The following is an 18,383-nucleotide window of genomic DNA, read 5'->3' as shown; positions in this document are numbered from 1 at the left end:
ATTACTCAAAATGATAAAAATGAAAATCGCAATTATAGCATTGCTTATGATTTGTTCTCAGAGTATACTTTCGCAATCCAAAACAGTAAAAGGATCTGTGAAAAATACTTCAGGAGAATTATTACCTGGCGTAAGTATACTTATAAAGGGAACCCAAAGAGGAACTGAAACAGATTTTGACGGGCTTTTTACATTAGATAATGTAAAACCTACAGATCAATTAATTTTTGCATATCTAGGGTCAGAAACTCAAACTATTCCTGTAGGTAATCAATCTACCATAAATGTTGTTTTAGCAGATTCAGCAGAAGCATTAGATGAAATTGTAGTTGTCGGTTATGGTTCTCAAAGCAGAGCCTCTGTAACTGGTGCAATTTCTACAGTAAAATCAGAAGAAATTTCAGTATTACCAGTAACTAATGCAGAGTCTGCACTTCAAGGAAGAGCAGCTGGTGTTACAATTTTAAACAATGGTTCTCCTGGTTCTAATCCTTTAGTACTTATCAGAGGTTTAGGAACACTTGGTAATAACGCTCCATTATATGTCATTGATGGTGTAATAGTAGGTAATTTATCTGGAATAAGTCCAAACGATATTGAAACTGTATCGATTCTTAAAGACGCTTCGACAGCAGCAATATATGGTGCTCGTGGAGCAAATGGTGTGGTTATAGTAACAACTAAAAAAGGTAAATCTGGTAAAGCAAAGATTTCTTTTAATACCTATTCAGGTTTCCAGACTTTTACAAAAAGATATCCAGTAATGAATACAGTACAATATTTGCAACACGCTGCTAATCTTGGTGTTTTTCCGAATAGACCATTAGAATTGTACCAAAACAATACCAATTGGCAAGATGAAATTTTTCAGAATGGCTACATGGAAAATTACAATGTTAGTTATTCAGCAGGTTCACAGAAGAGTCAGCAATTTTTTTCCGCAGAATATTTAAGTCAAGAAGGTACTATTATAAACACAGGTTTTGAGCGTTATTCTTTTAGAGCAAATAGTTCAGTTACTTTAGGAAATTTGAAAGTTGGAGAATCTATGGCAGTTTCTTTTGGAGAGCAAAAACCTGAACTACAAGGCGGTGGAAGAACATTAATTACACATGCAATTAAATCAGCTCCATATTTACCTGTATATAACCCTAATAATGTTGGTGGTTTTCAAGGGCCTTCATCATCAGCTGACGGTCAAGATGCAGAAAACCCAGTGAGAGTACAAACGCATCCTCAAGCTCTTAATAAAACATTAAGTATCATTGGTAATGTATATTTGGAATATGAGTTACTAGAAGGTTTAAAATTTAAATCTCAAGTAGGCCTGGATTATTTTACCTTTGATGGTAAAAACTTTACTACTCCTTATTCAGATGACAGTGTTCTTGGTAGTTCTACGCACGCTCAAGACTTTACCTCTTATGGTAGAAGTCATTCTCAAGGACAAACAATTATTTTAACCAATAGTTTAGAGTATAATAAAACATTTAATGATGTTCATAATTTAGATGTTTTAGTGCTTTCAGAAAAAAATGATTCTAAATCTACAAATTTTGGAGGTAGTGCAAGAAATTTAGTGAGTAGTGAGTTAGAGCAGTTTGGGCCAACAAACCAATCTATTGGAAGTGGCTCTAGTGAAACAGGTTGGTTAAGTTATTTAGGAAGAATAAATTACAACTATGATGGTAAATATATAGTATCTGCTTCCCACAGAGCAGATGCATCATCTAGGTTTGGGCCAAATAATAGATGGGGTCATTTTAGTTCTGGATCTTTGGGTTGGGTTATATCGAAAGAAAACTTTATGAAAGATAGCCCATTTAATAATTTAAAATTAAGAGCTAGTTATGGTGAAACAGGAAATGCAAATATTGGAGATTATGCCTATTTTGCTACTCTTGGAGGGAATTATGAATATCCTATAGGAGGTGGTAATGGACCAGGTATCACTCAAGGTTCACCTTCAAATCCAGATTTACAATGGGAAGAAATTAGTATGATGAATATTGGTTTAGACTTTGGTTTGTTTGATAATAAATTTACAGGTACTTTAGAATATTTTCAAAACAAGAGTAATAATCTACTATTATTTGTACCGACTGAACTTTCTTCAGGAAATCCAAGCGGAGGAATCACTAGAAATATTGGAGAGTTAGAAACAAAAGGATTTGAAGTAATACTAGGATATAACGATTATGATGGAGATTTTACTTGGTCTGCAAACTTCAATATTGGTAGTAGTATCAATGAAGTACAAAATTTAGGGGTAGATAAAATTGATGGAGCCCAAATGAAAGATAATATTGGTTTTATAAATCAAGTAACAGAAGGTGAAGCAGCATATTACTTTTTTGGTTTGGTAAGTGATGGCATTTATCAAAATCAAGCAGAGGTTGATGCGGTTTTTACGGCAAATCCAGGTCAAACTACTGTGCAGCCAGGAGATGTTAGATATAAAGATTTAAATGGAGATGGTACGATCAATTCAGAAGACAGAACAAAACTAGCAGACCCTTATCCAGATTTTACTTATGGTTTAAATTTAACGGCTAATTATAAAAATTGGGATGCTAATTTATTTATCAATGGTGTACAAGGGGTAGATATCTATAACACAAATAAATATGACCTAGAAGCTGGTGCCAATAGATTATTTAATGGTAGTACTGTATTATTAGATAGTTGGACACCTTCAAACCAATCTACAACACAACCAAGAGTTCCAGGTGCTCCACAAAACCATCAAATTTCAGATAGATATATAGAAGATGGTTCTTTTTTGAGATTTAAAAATATTAGTTTGGGTTATACTATTGATAACGAAAAGATTATAGGCGATTATTTATCGAAATTAAGGTTGTATGTAAGTACACAAAATCTTATTACAATCACTAATTATTCAGGTTTAGACCCAGAGATAGGTCAAGGTAATCAAGAATTTGGTATCGACAGAGGTAGATATCCACAACCAAAGTCTTTTTTATTAGGGCTTCAAGTATCATTTTAAAAAATTTAATTTTATGAAAACAAATAAATTAATAATTGTATTTTTTATAGGTTTGCTAACTTTTAACTCCTGTTCAGAGGAAGGTCTAGATTTAGAAAATCCAAACCAAATAACACCAGAAACTTTTTTCGCTAACGAGGCTCAAGTGCAAGCAGCTGTAAATGCAGCTTATTCCAACCTCCAAACAGTAGCGCTGTATGGCAGATTAATTTGGTATATGATGGACAATATGTCCCATGAGCAATCTGGTAACGGACAGCAAGAAGCAGATAAGGTTACCTTTGCAGACTTTTCTTTTGATTCTACAAATGCACAAATTGCTGATTATTGGGATTCTTGTTATAGAGGTATTAATAAAGCTAATTTTGTTCTTGGTTATAAATCTACAATCGATGCTATACCAGAAGATTTACTATCTAGTAGTGTAAGAAATAAGTTTTATGGGGAAGCAAGATTCTTGAGAGCACAGTATTACTGGTTATTGGTAAATAGATTTGGCAATATTCCGTTAAGGGTAGAAGATTTTAATCCTGAACCACAACCAATAAGTCCAAGAGCAGATGTAATAAATCTTATTATTGAAGATTTAGAATTTGCTTCTGCTAATTTATTTGAAAAATCTAATGAAGAGACTGGTAGAGCAACAAAAGGTGCAGCACAAGCTTTTTTAGGAAAAGTATTATTATATGAAAAAAGGTATGCAGAAGCTTTAACTTCATTTGAGAAAATGAATGGTTATAATTTAGAAAATGAATATTTCGATAACTTTAAAGAAGAAACAGAACATGGTATTGAATCTGTTTGGGAAGTACAATACGACTTAAGTTTGGGTACTGGCGATAAATGGGGAGGAGCTGTTGGCGGTCAAGGCCAAAATCATGCTACGTTTAGAGGTCAAGATTATGGCGTATTAAATTGGTTTAACGTGTATCCATCAGATGATTTAGTATCTTCTTTTGAATCTGGAGATAAAAGATTAAAAGGATCTTTTTACTTTGTAGGTGATACATATAATAATGGAAATAACACATTTGTAAGTGCAGATTTTGCTGAAAATGGTGGAAACATAAGACCTGCAGCTTGGAAAAAATACCAAAATTATTACAAACAAACAAGTGAAGTAGAAGAATCTGGAATTAATGCAAAAGTAATTCGTTATGCAGATGTTTTGTTGATGATGGCAGAATGTGCTAATGAAGTTAGAACACAATCAGATGCTATAGGTTTTATTAATAGAGTAAGATTAAGAGCAGGTTTAAATGGTATACCTTTAACACCACCTTTATCTAAACAACAAGTTTTTGATGCTATTGTTCAAGAAAGAAAAGTAGAATTAAGTGGCGAGCAAGTTCGTTTTGACGATATTTTAAGATGGGGCATCGCATCAACCGCATTATCTGGTACTAATTTTCAAGTGGGTAAAAACGAACTTTGGCCAATACCAGATAGAGAAATTGCAACCAATTCTAATGTAACAGTTGCAGACCAAAACCCTGGTTTCTAATGATGAATAAAATTTAATAATTTGAGTTAATGGATTAAAACAGTGTATTCTTATGAATGCGCTGTTTTTCTCATTTTTTAAAATATGCAACATTCTACTAAATATTTAATTATATTCTTTTTGGTTTTTGTGGTTATTTCTTGTAAGAAGAAAATTAAAAAAGAGCGAATATCAAAAGAGAAATTTACACTTGTTTCTAATAATAAATCAAATGTAGATTTTGTAAATTTAGTAACACAAACTAACAATTTTAATTGTTTAAACTATACATATGCTCTCGCAGGCGGTGGTGTAGCAACTGCAGATTTTAATAATGATGGTTTGGAAGATGTTTACTTTATTTCTAACCAAAATGCTAATAAATTATATTTAAATAAAGGTAATTTTACTTTTGATGATATTACTTCATCAGCAAAAGTAGAAGACAAAGAAGGATGGTCTACAGGTGTTTCTATTATAGATATAAATAACGACGGCTGGCAAGATATTTATGTTTGTAAATCGGCTTCACTAAATGATAATGCGTTCAGAAAAAACAAACTTTTTATCAATCAAAAAAACAATACATTCAAAGAAGAAGCCCAAAAATGGGGATTAGATTCTGATGCTTTTTCAATGCAATCGTATTTCTTTGATTACGATAATGATGGCGATTTAGATATGTATTTGGTAAATCATAGAGTAGATTTTAAAAACACCTTGCGTTTAGAAAAGATAGGAAGTCAACAATTAAATCCGCAAACATCAGATCATTTATTTAGGAATGATGGAAACAAATTTACTGATGTTACACTAACATCAGGGATTGCAAATAGTGCTTGGGGTTTAAGCGCTTCCATTGGCGATTTTAATAATGATGGTTGGCCAGATATTTATGTAGCAAACGATTATATTATTCCAGATTTTTTATATATCAACAAAAGAAATGGTACTTTTTCCAATCAAATTAACACAAGACTCAATCATATTTCTTACAATAGTATGGGTTCTGATGTTGCAGATATAAACAATGATTTTCTACCAGATTTAATGGTTTTAGAAATGTCTGCACAAGACCATATTAGAAGCAAAGAAAATATGCCTTCTATGAATACAGAAGGTTTTCAAAAAATAGTGAATGCAAAATATCACTATCCTTATATGTCTAATATGTTGCAATTGAATAATGGAAATGGTTCTTTAAGCGATATTGGGCAGTTGGCTAACGTCGCAAAAACAGATTGGAGTTGGGCAACATTAATGGCAGATTTTGATAATGATGGACATAAAGACATTGTAGTTACAAATGGAATTGAACGCAACTTTGCAAATCAAGATTATGCAAGAAAAATAAAAGAAAATTTAGACAATAATGTTTCTATGACTAAAATGGAAGTTATTGACATGATACCATCAGAAAAAATAGCAAATTATATCTATAAAAATAATTCCGATTTAACCTTTGACGATGTTTCAAAAAAATGGGGATTTGACAAAAAAATAAATTCAAACGGAATTGCGTATGCAGATTTAGACAATGATGGCGATTTAGATTTAATCCTTAACAACATGTCCGATTTGGCAAGTATTTATAGAAACAATTCAACCAATAATTTCTTAAAATTGAAGTTGATTGGTGATAAAAAAAATAGAAATGCTATAGGTTCAAAAGTTAAAATTTATACAGATAAAGGCAATCAATATCAAGAACTATACACTTCACGAGGTTATTTATCATCCGTAACAAATATTTTAAATTTCGGATTAAAAAAGCAAGAATATATAAATACTGTCGAGGTAATTTGGCACAATGGTTTGGTTACAAAATTAGAAAACGTAAAAACAAACCAAACACTGGTTTTAAATATAAATGATGCATATAAAACTCAACCAATAAAACAAAATGTAAATAGAAATATAAAATCTGTTGATCCTAAAAGATTAGGAATTGATTTTATTCATAAAGAAAACGACTTTAATGACTTTTCGAAACAAGTTTTATTACCACAAAAATTGTCACAAAAAGGACCAGCACTTGCTGTCGCAGATATTAATAGTGACGGTTTTGAAGACTTTTTTGTGGGTGGTGCAAGAAATCAAGTATCAGAAATATACCTTCAAAATGCAACAGGTAGTTTTGTAAAATCTAAACAAAAATTACTTGAAAAAGATAAAAATTACGAAGATATTAATGCGCTATTTTTTGATGCTGATAAAGACGGAGATCTTGATTTGTATGTAGTAAGTAGTAATTATGAAGTTTCAGAAAAAAATAAGTATTCTCAAGATAGATTGTACATAAATAACGGAAAAGGTGTTTTTTCTAAAAGTAAAAATTTACCAAAAAACTTGAATGCAACAAACGTTGTAAAAGCTTTTGATTATGATAATGATGGAGATGAAGATTTATTTATCGGCGCTTCTTCATTATCTGGAAAATATCCATTGTCAGGAAAATCGTATATTTTAGAGAATAAAAAAGGTGTTTTTAAAGAGACAACAACTACAGTTTGTAACGATTTATCAGAAATTGGCATTGTAAAAGATTTTTTGTTTAGTGATGTTGATAATGATGGAGACAAAGATTTATTTGTAGTTGGTCATTGGTTTCCCATCACTTTATTTATCAATGATAATGGCAATTTTGAAAAATCGATAACAACTGATTTTGAGAATACAAATGGTTGGTATAATACCATTGCTGAAATAGATGTAGACAATGATGGCAATAAAGATTATGTAGTAGGAAATTTAGGAAATAATAATAAATTTCATCCCTCCAAAGAAAAACCCTTACATATTTACGCCAATAATTTTGATGAAAATGAAACTTTTGATATGGTATTGAGCAAAGAATATAAAGGAAATTTAGTGCCTGTAAGAGGTAAAGAATGTTCTACCCAACAAAATAGTTTTATTAGTGCAAAAACAAAAACGTATAAAGAGTTTGCAAACAGTACATTAATTGATATTTATGGCGATAAAGCTTTAGAGGATTCTTATCATAAAGAAGTGCATAACTTTAGTTCTATGCTAATTAAAAATAAGGGGAATCAAGCATTTACAATTCAAAAATTACCAAATTCAGCACAATTAGGCCCAACTCAAAGTTTTGAAATTACGGATGTTAATAATGATGGTTTGTTAGATGTAGTTGGTGTTGGCGCAATTCACGAATCAGAAGTAGAAACCATAAGATACGATGCAAATATTGGATACATTTTAGCAGGTACAAAAGAAGGAAATTTAGTTCCGTATAAAGATTTAGGCTTTTACAATGCTAAAAATGCAAAAAAAAATAAGAAGCTAAAAATCGGAAATAATATTTATTTTATAGTAGCTAATAATGATGCTGAATTAAGTATTTTTAAAAAATAATTTAAGTTTTTTTATATGAAAAACAACACAAAACTTATTCTATTATTCCTTTTTGGAATGTTATTAAATTCTTGTAATCAAAATACTGAAACAAAAAATGAACTAGAAATTGAAGAGAATAAAATTTTTAAACAGTTAAATTTTAATGATACAAATATCGATTTTCAAAACATTCTTACTGAAAACGATTCACTGAACTACTTTACCTATTCCTATATTTATATGGGTGGTGGTGTTGCTGTGGGCGATATTAATAATGATGGTTTACTAGATTTGTATTTTACAGGAAATCAAGTTTCCAATAAATTATACTTAAATAAAGGAAATTTAAAATTTGAAGATATTACAGAAAAATCTGGTGTTTCTGGTAGTAAAGATTGGCAAACAGGAGTTACTATGGCAGATGTGAATAACGACGGTTTTTTAGATATTTATTGTTCCGTTTCTGGAAAATTTGGAGATAAGAAGAATCAGTTATTCATCAATAATAAAGACAATACGTTTACAGAACAAGCAGCAAAGTTTGGTTTAGCAGATACAGGAAATAGTGTAAATGCTACTTTTTTTGATTATGATAATGATGGCGATTTAGATGTGTATGTGGCAAATTATCCGCCTTTAAAATTTAGCTCGCCAGCGTTTGTATATCAAATGAGAATGAAAAATGTAAAAGACCAAGAGTCTGACCATTTATACAGAAATGATGGAAATACATTTACAAATGTGACCAATGAAGCTGGTTTAAAAAGTTTTGCATTGTCTTTAAGCGCAACAGTTGGCGATTTAAATAATGATGGTTGGCAAGATTTATATATTTCTAACGATTTTAGTTCTCCTGATTTTATGTATATCAATCAAAAAAACGGCACGTTTAAAGAAGTGGTAAAAGAAGCAACAGCACACACTGCATTTTACGGAATGGGAGTTGATATTGCCGATTTTAATAATGATGGGAATCTAGATATTTTTCAAGTAGATATGGATGCTAAAAGCAACCGAAGACAAAAAGCAAATATGGCAAGTATGAATCCAGATTTGTTTTGGAGTGTTGTAAACGCAGGTTTTCATTATCAATATATGCAAAATTGTTTTCAGGTCAATTCTGGAGTTTTTGAAGACGGAATTCCTTATTTTTCTAATGTTTCTAGAATTACAGGAACCTCTTCTACAGATTGGAGTTGGGGACCTTTAATGGCAGATTTTGATAATGATGGACTCAAAGATATTTTCATAACAAACGGAACAAGAAGAGAAGTAAATAATAGAGATTATTTTAAAAAGTTAGAAGAAGAAAATGTTGGTAGGGAAAAGTCTTTGGAGATGAGTTTAAAAATTCCATCAGAAAAAATAGACAACTTTATATTTAAAAATAATGGAAACTTAAACTTTGAAAAAGCCAACAAAAAATTGGGAATTGAATTTAAAGGATTTTCAAATGGAGCTGTATATGCAGATTTAGATAATGATGGTGATTTAGAAATTATTACTAATAATATAGATGATTATGCTGCTGTTTTTGAAAATAAATCTTCTGAAAAAAGTAACTTTTTAAAGGTTCGATTTGAAGGAAGTTCTAATAATAAATTTGGACTAGGAAATCGTGTCTATGTTAAAACTGAAGATAAAACCCAAATGCAAGAACTAACCTTAACAAGAGGTTTTCAATCTTCTGTAGCACCAGAAATGCATTTCGGATTAGCAAAAACCACAAAAATTGATGAAGTAAAAGTGGTTTGGCAAAATGGAAATACACAAATTTTAAATAATGTTGAAGCCAATAAAAGTATTGTTTTTAAGTATGATGATGCAACAAAACCAGTAATTAAAAATAAAAAAGAAGACAAAAAATTATTTGTAACAGAAAACACAATTTTCCCAAAACACAAACACCAAGAAAATAAACACGACGATTTTGCAACACAGGTGTTATTGCCTCACAAAATGTCTTCTTTAGGGCCAGCTTTGGTTGTTGGCGATTTAAATAATGATGGTTTAGACGATTATTTTATTGGAGGATCAAAAGGAAAAACGGGCACTTTATTTTATCAAACAAAATCAGGATTTGAAGAACAAAATACAAATTTTCTAAATCAAGATAAAGAAAGTGAAGATTTAGGCGCATTAATTTTTGATGCGGATAATGATGGCGATAACGATTTGTATGTAGTAAGTGGTGGTTATGAGTTTGATAAAAAATCAGAATTATTACAAGACAGATTGTATATTAATGATGGAAAAGGAAATTTTTCAAAAGCAAAAAAAGGAACTTTACCACAATTCTTATCTAGCGGATCTAAAGTGTATAATGCAGATTTTGATAATGATGGAAAACAAGATTTATTGGTTTTAGGTCGCCAAATTCCTGGGCAATATCCTTTGCCTGCAACCACTTATTTGTTGAAGAATGTAAGTTCAAACGGAAAAGCAAAATTTGAATTTTTTTCAAAAGAATTTACAAAACCTTTTCAAGATTTAGGAATGGCTACATCAGCTGTAGTTACAGATATTAATAATGACAATTTAAATGATATTATTGTAGTGGGAGAATGGATGCCCATAAAAGTCTTTAAGAATAGGAAAAATGGATTTTCAGATATTTCTAAAACTGTAGGTTTAGATAAAAATTCTACAGGTTGGTGGTGGAGTATCAATAAAGGAGATTTTGACAATGATGGAGATATTGATTTTATGGTGGGTAATAATGGTTTAAACTACAAATACCAAGCAAACCAAAACGAAACTTTTGATATTTATGTGAACGATTTCGATAAAAATAAAAAACAAGACATTGTGTTAAGTTACTATAATGAAGGGAAACAATATCCTGTAAGAGGTAGAGAATGTTCTTCGCAACAAATACCTGGCATTAAAAAGAAGTTTGAAAATTACGAAAGCTTTTCAGAAGCTACCCTAATAGATGTTTTTTCTGATGAAGCTCTAGAATCTGCCTTACATTATCAAGTAAAATCATTTGCAAGTGTCTATTTAGAAAATAAAAACGGAAAGTTCATAATGCATCAATTACCAAGAGAAACGCAAATTTCAAGTATAAATGAAATTATTGTTAATGACTTTAATAATGATGGCAATTTAGATGTTTTACTGGCAGGTAATTTGCATACTTCAGAAGTAGAAACTCCTAGAAACGATGCCAGCTATGGAAATTATTTACAAGGAAATGGAGATGGAACTTTTAAAGTTTTATCACGTAAAGAATCGGGTTTTTTTGCTTCAGGAGATGTAAAAGCGATGCAAGTAATCACAAAAAAGGATTCAAATTATGTAATTATTGTTAAAAATAATGATGATGCTCGCTACATTAAAAAACAATAAAGACTAGTTTGTTTTTTCTGATTTTTTTTAAAAATTCATTGCAATAGCAAGAAAAAAGTTAAAAAGCTACAATTTTTTCACAAAACGCATCATTTTTTATCTTTCAAATCCTGTACTATCTATAATTTTATCTTCCTAAATTAAAGAACATTTTAAAAATATTATAATTATGAAGATCACTAAATTTTTAAGTCTTTTGTTGTTAGTTACAGCTTTCATATCTTGTGAAGAAAGTGAAACTCCACCAGAGTTAGTGCAACCGACTTTTACTGCAACTGTCTCGCCAGATAATTCTGGAATTTATCTTTTTGAAAATACAACACCGAACAAAGGAGAGTTTTTTAGCGTTTTTGAATTTGATATAGCTGGTGATAAGGCAGCAGCGCATAACGAAGGAACTGTGACTTACGAGTACTCAAAGAGTGGAAATAAGATTGTAACTTTAACAATGTTAGGAGATGATGGTTATTTGCAAACCTCTAAGTCAATTTCTGTTACTGTTGTCCCTGTTTTTACAGCATTCGATAGCGGTATTGTGCTAAATGGAGGACTAGAAGAAGGAAGTGGAGATAATTTTACCAATTGGAATAAATTCGACAATGGTTCAGGAGCCACTATGAGTGAAGAAACAACTATTTTTAGAAATGGGTTAAGATCTCTAAAAGTTACTAATCCAAATGATAATCCAGGAGAACAATGGAGAACCCAATTTGTAAGTGATGCAATTGCTACAACTGTAGGAACAACTTATGTCGTTTCTTTTTGGGTAAAAGGTGATCCAGTAATCGTTCGTGCTTCTACAAATGCAAATCTTGGTAACGAATCTTATATGGCAGATATTACTACAGGTTCAGACTGGACAGAATACAGTCAAGAATTTACTGCATTAGTTGATTCTACAACCATAGTTTTAGATCTTGGTGCTTCTGCAGGTACTTTTTACGTAGATGATATTCGAGTAGTAGCAAAATAATTAAAAACAGTTTAATTTATAAATACAAAAATGACTAAATTCTTAAGATTCTTTAAAATACTACCTTTATTCTTATTATTCATATCATGTGAAAAAGAGGAAGAAGCAGAAGGAGTTATTGTAATACCACCTACAAAAATACAGGCTAAATTTGAAATGTCAATATCTTCAACAGATCAAAATGTTTTGTTATTAGATAATAAAACTACAGGTACTGGAGATTTTACAAGTGAGTGGGATTTTGGACAAGGTGGAAGTTTAGTTTTAGATCAACCAGGAATAGAAGAAGTAAGGTTTGATAATGATGGTACTTATTCTGTTAGATTAATTGTTACCAATGCTGCAGGATTAACCGTAGATGAAAAAACTGTAATTGTAGACAATACAGCAGGTGGTATCTGCCCTAATGGTGTTTGTGGCTCAACAAATTCTGCAATTTTAAAAGATGCAGCAACTACTTTTCTTGTAGGTAACATTACAAGAGCATCCAGAATAAATGCTGGAGGTCAGCACACTGATCTTTTAAAAAGTACATTTTCAACCATAACGTCTGAATATGAAATGAAAATGGATCAAATGTATCCTTCAGAAGGTAATTATAATTTCTCTGCAGCAGATGCCATTGTAAATTTTGGTGTTAATAATGGAATAAATGTTCATGGGCATGCTTTAATATGGCACAATGCAACACCTGATTGGGTTGAAAATTATTCTGGAACAGATGCTGAATTTGAAGCTATGGTTAAAGATTATATCACCACAACTGTTACTAGATACAAAGGTAAAGTGGCTTCTTGGGATGTAGTAAATGAAGCTTTAGAGGATGGTAGTGGTCATCCATTAAGAAACTCTGTTTTTAGACAAAAAATGGGAGATGACTATATTAAAAAGTGTTTTCAATGGGCAAGAGATGCAGATCCAGATTGTTTGTTATTTTATAACGATTATAATATGGCTTCTAGTCCAACTAAAAGAGCGGCAATGTTTAATATAGTTGATAGTTTAGGAGATTTAATTGACGGAGTTGGTGCTCAAATGCATATCTCATATAATGGTCCATCGGCATCTAATATTCAAGCAGTAGCTGATGGTACAGTTTCAAGAGGAAAAATATTACATTTTTCAGAATTAGACATTAGAGCAAATCCTAATAACGATCAAACAGTTTTGACAGGTGATAGAGCTAATGCTCAAAAAGCAAAGTTTAAGGAAGTAGTAAAAATTTATAATTCAATTCCTTTAGATAATAAATATGCATTAACGGTTTGGGGTGTAAGAGATAATGAATCTTGGTTGTTAAATTTTTGGGGTCATATAGACTGGCCATTAATGTATGATGATAACTACAATAAAAAACCTGCTTACGATGGATTTTTAGAAGGATTAGAATAATAACTGTATAATTTGAATTAATAATTGCTGAATCAACAGCTAGATCAAATATTAGATTTAGCTGTTTTTTAATTACAGAATATTGGAAAAGATAAATTGGGGTATCATTGGTCTAGGTAATATTGCCCATAAGTTTGCTCAAGATTTAGCCCTTGTTAAAGGTGCAGAATTAGTTGCTGTAGCATCTAGGAGTAAATCTAAATCAAAAGAATTTGCTTCTAAATATAGTGTAAATAAAGCTTACAGTTCTTATGCTGATTTAGCAAGTGATTCAAATGTACAAGCTGTATATATTGCAACCCCACACTCTTTTCATAAAGAACATTCTATATTGTGTTTAAAACACAGAAAAGCAGTTTTATGTGAAAAACCTTTTGCTATTAATGCAAAAGAAGTTGATGAAATGATTAAAGTAGCAAAAGAAAACAATGTACTTCTAATGGAGGCCTTATGGACATATTTTTTACCGCATTATACTTATTTATTAGATGTAGTAAAAAATCAATATTTAGGTAGTCTATTAAAATTAAAAGCAGACTTTGGTTTTAAGGCAACAAACGATTTAGAAAGTAGATTTTTAAAAAAAGAAATTGGAGGAGGCAGCTTATTAGATATAGGAATTTATCCAGTTTTTGCTGCATTATCTACTTTAGGAGAACCTGAAAGTATCAAAGCTAATGCAACTTTTTATGGAACTGGTGCAGATGCTGAATGCAATATGGTTTTTAACTATCAAAATGCTAGTGCTATTTTAAAAAGTACTTTTCTAAAAGAAACAGATTCTTTAGCAATATTTACTTTCCAGGAAGGAGTAGTTCAAATGAATACACGATTTCATCAACCCACTTCTTTAACAATCTCAAAAAATAATACAACAGTAACCGAATACATTCCATACAAAGGTTATGGCTACTATTATGAGATTTTACACTTCAATCAATTATTGAGAGAAGATAAAAAAGAAAGTGAAATAATGTCTTTCCAATTTTCTAAAACATTAATTAAAACGTTAGATAAATTGAGAAGTTTAATAGGTTTAGAATACTAATGGCAAGAACAATCTACATATTACTATTTTCATTATTAGCATTAGGATGCTCTAAAATAGAAACTACAAAAAAAACTACTTTTTCAAATCCAATTTTAAAAGGGTTTTATCCAGATCCAAGTATTTGTAAAGTAGCAGATACCTATTATTTGATAAACTCAACTTTTGCCTATTTCCCTGGAATCCCTGTTTTTAAAAGTGATGATTTAGTAAATTGGAAACAAATAGGCAATGCTCTAGACAGACCAGAACAATTGGAATTAGAAGGTTTAGATGTTTCTAGAGGTGTATTTGCTCCGGCAATTACGCATCATAAAGGTATTTTTTATATTGTGAATACAATTGTTGATGGAAAAAATAATTTTGTAATTCAAGCAACAAATCCCGCGGGTCCTTGGTCTAACCCGATTTGGTTGCCAAAAGTCGAAGGTATAGATCCGTCCTTGTTTTTCGATAATGATGGTAAAAGTTATATTGTTTTTAATAGTAATCCTCCTAATAATACACCAGAATATGATGGACACAGAACTATTAAAATTATAGAATTTGACGCTAAAACAAACAACACTATTGGTGAAGCCAAAATAATTATTGACAAAGGAGCAAAACCAGAAGATAAACCAATATGGATAGAAGGACCCCATGTTTATAACAGAAACGGTTATTACTATTTAATGGCTGCAGAAGGTGGCACTGCAGAACATCATTCTGAAGTAGTTTTTAGGAGTAAACATATTTTAGGTCCTTACAAAAGTTATGAAAATAACCCGATTTTAACCCAAAGAGATTTAAACGAAGATAGAGAAAATCCAATAACATCTGTTGGACATGCAGATATAATAGAAGATAAATATGGCAATTGGTGGGGTGTTTTTTTAGGATGTAGACCTTATGATAATAATGATCATTTTAATACAGGAAGAGAAACGTTTATGGCTCCTATAAAATGGATAAATGATTGGCCAGTATTTGACTTACAAGGTGATGTTGTAAAAAAGAAGTACACCATAGTAGTCGATTCAAAAACTACGATTTCAAGTGCAATTAATAAATCATTTCAAGATAATTTTAATGATAAAAAACTCGGTTTTGATTGGCTATTTTTAAGAACACCTTTAAAAAAATGGTATTCAATTTCAGATGGAAAATTAACTATAAATACTAGACCAGAAACTACTTCTGGTAAATCGAACCCAAGTTTTATTGGGTATAGACAAAAGCATTTGTTTGGCTATGCAGCTACAAAATTATCCTTTAAAGCAACATCAGAAAATGAAAAAGCAGGCTTAATTGCTTTTCAGAACGACAAGCATTATTATTATTTGTGTAAAAGTATTCGAAATAATAAACCTATTGTTCAGCTATTAAAATCAACCGAAAATAGTACAGAAGAAATTGCATCTAAATCTATTTTAGAAACAGATAGTTTATCATTTAAAATTCAAGCTAAAGGTAAATATTATGACTTTTTATATGCTTTAAATCGTACAGACTGGTTGTTATTAAAAGAAAATGTTGATGCTACTTTTTTAAGCACAAAAAAGTCAGGTGGCTTCGTAGGTACCATTTATGCGATGTACACTACTTCATCTGGTGGAAAAAGTAATAATAAAGCTGTTTTTGATTGGTTCAAAAATGAAAATAAAAAATAAAGACAAATGAAAAAATTAGTTATCACATCAGTAGTATTATTCTCTTTTCTAATAACCTCTTGCACTTCTTCAGACGAAGATAAATCTGTAATTATTCCTGTAACTGCCTCTTGTACAGATGGCATTAAAAATGGAGACGAAACTGGTGTAGATTGTGGAGGTTCTTCTTGTAATGGCTGTCAAAGTGCTACTGGACCAACAATACCATCAGCTGGTTATACTTCTCCAGAATCTTATCCAAATTACAGTTTGGTTTGGAGTGACGATTTTACCAGTGAAATAGATACAGATAAATGGAGTTTTCATACAGGAACTGGTTGTCCTAATTTGTGTGGCTGGGGAAATAATGAATTACAATATTATACAGATAAAAATCATTCCTTTGTGGACGGTAATTTAGTTATAGAAGCTAAAAGAGAAAGCATTTCTTCTTCTCAATACACCTCAACAAGAATTCATACAGACAATAAGTTTGAAATTAAATATGGGCGAATAGATATTAGAGCTAGTATGCCTTCTGCAACTGGTTCTTGGGTAGCTTTATGGTTGATAAATAAAGACTACGACATTACAAATCCTGCAGATAAATGGCCAAGTGGAGGCGAAATTGATATTATGGAATATTTAGGTGAATCTCAAAATAAAATGTTCGGGACAGCACATTTTGGAAGAGATTTAAGTAAACATCAGTTTAACTCTACTTACTACACAACAACAGGTGAGAATTTTGATGAAATTTATTATGTTTTTTCAATTATTTGGGAAGAAGATAAAATTACTTGGTTGGTAAATAATGAAGAATATAAAACTTTTACACCAAACAATACAAATGGAGAACCTTATCCTTTTAACGATGAGTTTTTCTTTATAATGAATTTGTCTGTTGGTGGTAATTTGCCAGTGGCACCTATTGCTTCTCAATACCCTACGTATTTAATTATCGATTATATAAAAGTATTTGAAAAGAACTAATGCTAATAGATTCTAAAAAATTTACTTTTGGATTTGAAGATTTAAAAATAGAATTGTTTACTCTAAAAAACAAGTCTGGTTTTACAACACAAATCACTAATTACGGTGGGCGAATTGTAAATCTTTTTACTCCGGATAAAAAAGGTAATCTAGAAGATATAGTATTGGGTTATGATACTATAAAAGAGTATATCGAAAACCCAGACCATTTTTTTGGAGCTATTATTGGCAGATATGCGAATAGAATTGCAAATAGTAAGATTAGCATTCATGGTAAAAAGTTTTTATTAGATAAAAATGAAGGAGAACAAGTACTACATTCTGGTAATAAGGGATTTCATAGAATTGTTTGGAATGCTAAACAGACATCTGAATCAACTTTAGAATTAACGCATTTTTCTAAACATTTAGATCAAGGATTCCCTGGTAATTTAGAGGTAAAAGTTGTTTATAATTTAACAGATGAGAATGAATTAGAGATAGATTATACTGCAGTTTCTGATGCTACAACTTTTATAAACTTAACCAACCATTCTTATTTTAATTTATCAGGTGATTTAAAAAAAACAATTACAGAACATTCTTTTCAAATAAATGCAGACCATTTTTTACCTGTAAATGATAAAATGATTCCATTAGGTAATTTTGAGGAAGTAGCAAATACTCCGTTCGATTTTAGAACTCAAAAAACAATAAAAGAAAATTTTCATAAATATCACAAACAATTGGAGTTAGGTTGTGGTTTCGATCATAACTTTGTTTTGAATAATGCAGCGTTTGGTTTTGCAGCTAAAGTTATAGATGAAACAACCAAAAGAACTTTGGAAGTTTTTACAACAGCACCAGGTATTCAATTTTATTCTGGTAATCATTTAGATAATATTTCTGGTAAAAATGATAATATTTATAAGAAACGAAGTGCCTTTTGTTTAGAAACGCAACATTTTCCCAATAGTCCAAATCAATCAAATTTTCCTTCAACATTAGTGTCTCCAAACGAAGAATTTAGTTCCACAACTATTTATAAGTTTGGAATTCTTAAAGAGTCATAATTTTTAAAATTATTTTATTCATTTTTAGTATAAACACAACAGTATTAGTATTATATGATTTATTTATGATACTTAAAATTGAAATACAAT

10 protein-coding genes are annotated in these 18,383 nt (G+C 30.6%); all 10 read left to right on the top strand.

Annotated features, from left to right (window positions below; genetic code table 11):
- Positions 1–19 precede the first annotated feature (19 nt).
- Positions 20–3,010, top strand: a complete 2,991-nt coding sequence (locus Q0998_RS00955; protein ID WP_299664941.1) for a TonB-dependent receptor — start codon at positions 20–22, stop codon at positions 3,008–3,010.
- A gap of 13 nt (positions 3,011–3,023) precedes the next feature.
- Positions 3,024–4,514, top strand: coding sequence for a RagB/SusD family nutrient uptake outer membrane protein (locus Q0998_RS00950; RefSeq protein WP_299664938.1), 1,491 nt, complete (start codon positions 3,024–3,026; stop codon positions 4,512–4,514).
- An 84-nt stretch (positions 4,515–4,598) separates the two neighbouring features.
- Positions 4,599–7,871: a VCBS repeat-containing protein gene (locus tag Q0998_RS00945; protein ID WP_299664935.1), complete on the top strand. Its 3,273-nt coding sequence runs from the start codon at positions 4,599–4,601 to the stop codon at positions 7,869–7,871.
- A gap of 15 nt (positions 7,872–7,886) precedes the next feature.
- Positions 7,887–11,204, top strand: a complete 3,318-nt coding sequence (locus Q0998_RS00940) for a VCBS repeat-containing protein (RefSeq protein WP_299664933.1) — start codon at positions 7,887–7,889, stop codon at positions 11,202–11,204.
- Positions 11,205–11,373: 169 nt separating this feature from the next.
- A complete protein-coding gene (locus Q0998_RS00935) occupies positions 11,374–12,177 on the top strand; it encodes a carbohydrate binding domain-containing protein (protein WP_299664930.1) in 804 nt (267 codons plus the stop codon).
- 30 nt (positions 12,178–12,207) lie between these two features.
- Positions 12,208–13,569, top strand: coding sequence for an endo-1,4-beta-xylanase (locus Q0998_RS00930; protein WP_299664927.1), 1,362 nt, complete (start codon positions 12,208–12,210; stop codon positions 13,567–13,569).
- A gap of 82 nt (positions 13,570–13,651) precedes the next feature.
- The gene (locus Q0998_RS00925) at positions 13,652–14,617 is read left to right on the top strand and encodes a Gfo/Idh/MocA family oxidoreductase (protein WP_366943581.1); all 966 of its coding nucleotides are present in this window, start codon (positions 13,652–13,654) and stop codon (positions 14,615–14,617) included.
- Positions 14,617–16,269, top strand: a complete 1,653-nt coding sequence (locus tag Q0998_RS00920; RefSeq protein WP_299664924.1) for a glycoside hydrolase family 43 protein — start codon at positions 14,617–14,619, stop codon at positions 16,267–16,269. The genes Q0998_RS00925 and Q0998_RS00920 overlap by 1 nt, the downstream gene beginning before the upstream one ends.
- Positions 16,270–16,275: 6 nt before the next feature.
- A complete protein-coding gene (locus Q0998_RS00915) occupies positions 16,276–17,241 on the top strand; it encodes a glycoside hydrolase family 16 protein (RefSeq protein WP_299664922.1) in 966 nt (321 codons plus the stop codon).
- Positions 17,241–18,293, top strand: coding sequence for an aldose epimerase family protein (locus Q0998_RS00910; RefSeq protein WP_299664919.1), 1,053 nt, complete (start codon positions 17,241–17,243; stop codon positions 18,291–18,293). Before Q0998_RS00915 ends, Q0998_RS00910 begins: the two co-directional genes overlap by 1 nt.
- Positions 18,294–18,383 lie beyond the last annotated feature (90 nt).

Origin of the sequence: uncultured Polaribacter sp., assembly GCF_947501385.1 — a bacterium.
GTDB lineage: Bacteria > Bacteroidota > Bacteroidia > Flavobacteriales > Flavobacteriaceae > Polaribacter.
This window is presented reverse-complemented; position numbering and strand designations above follow the sequence as displayed.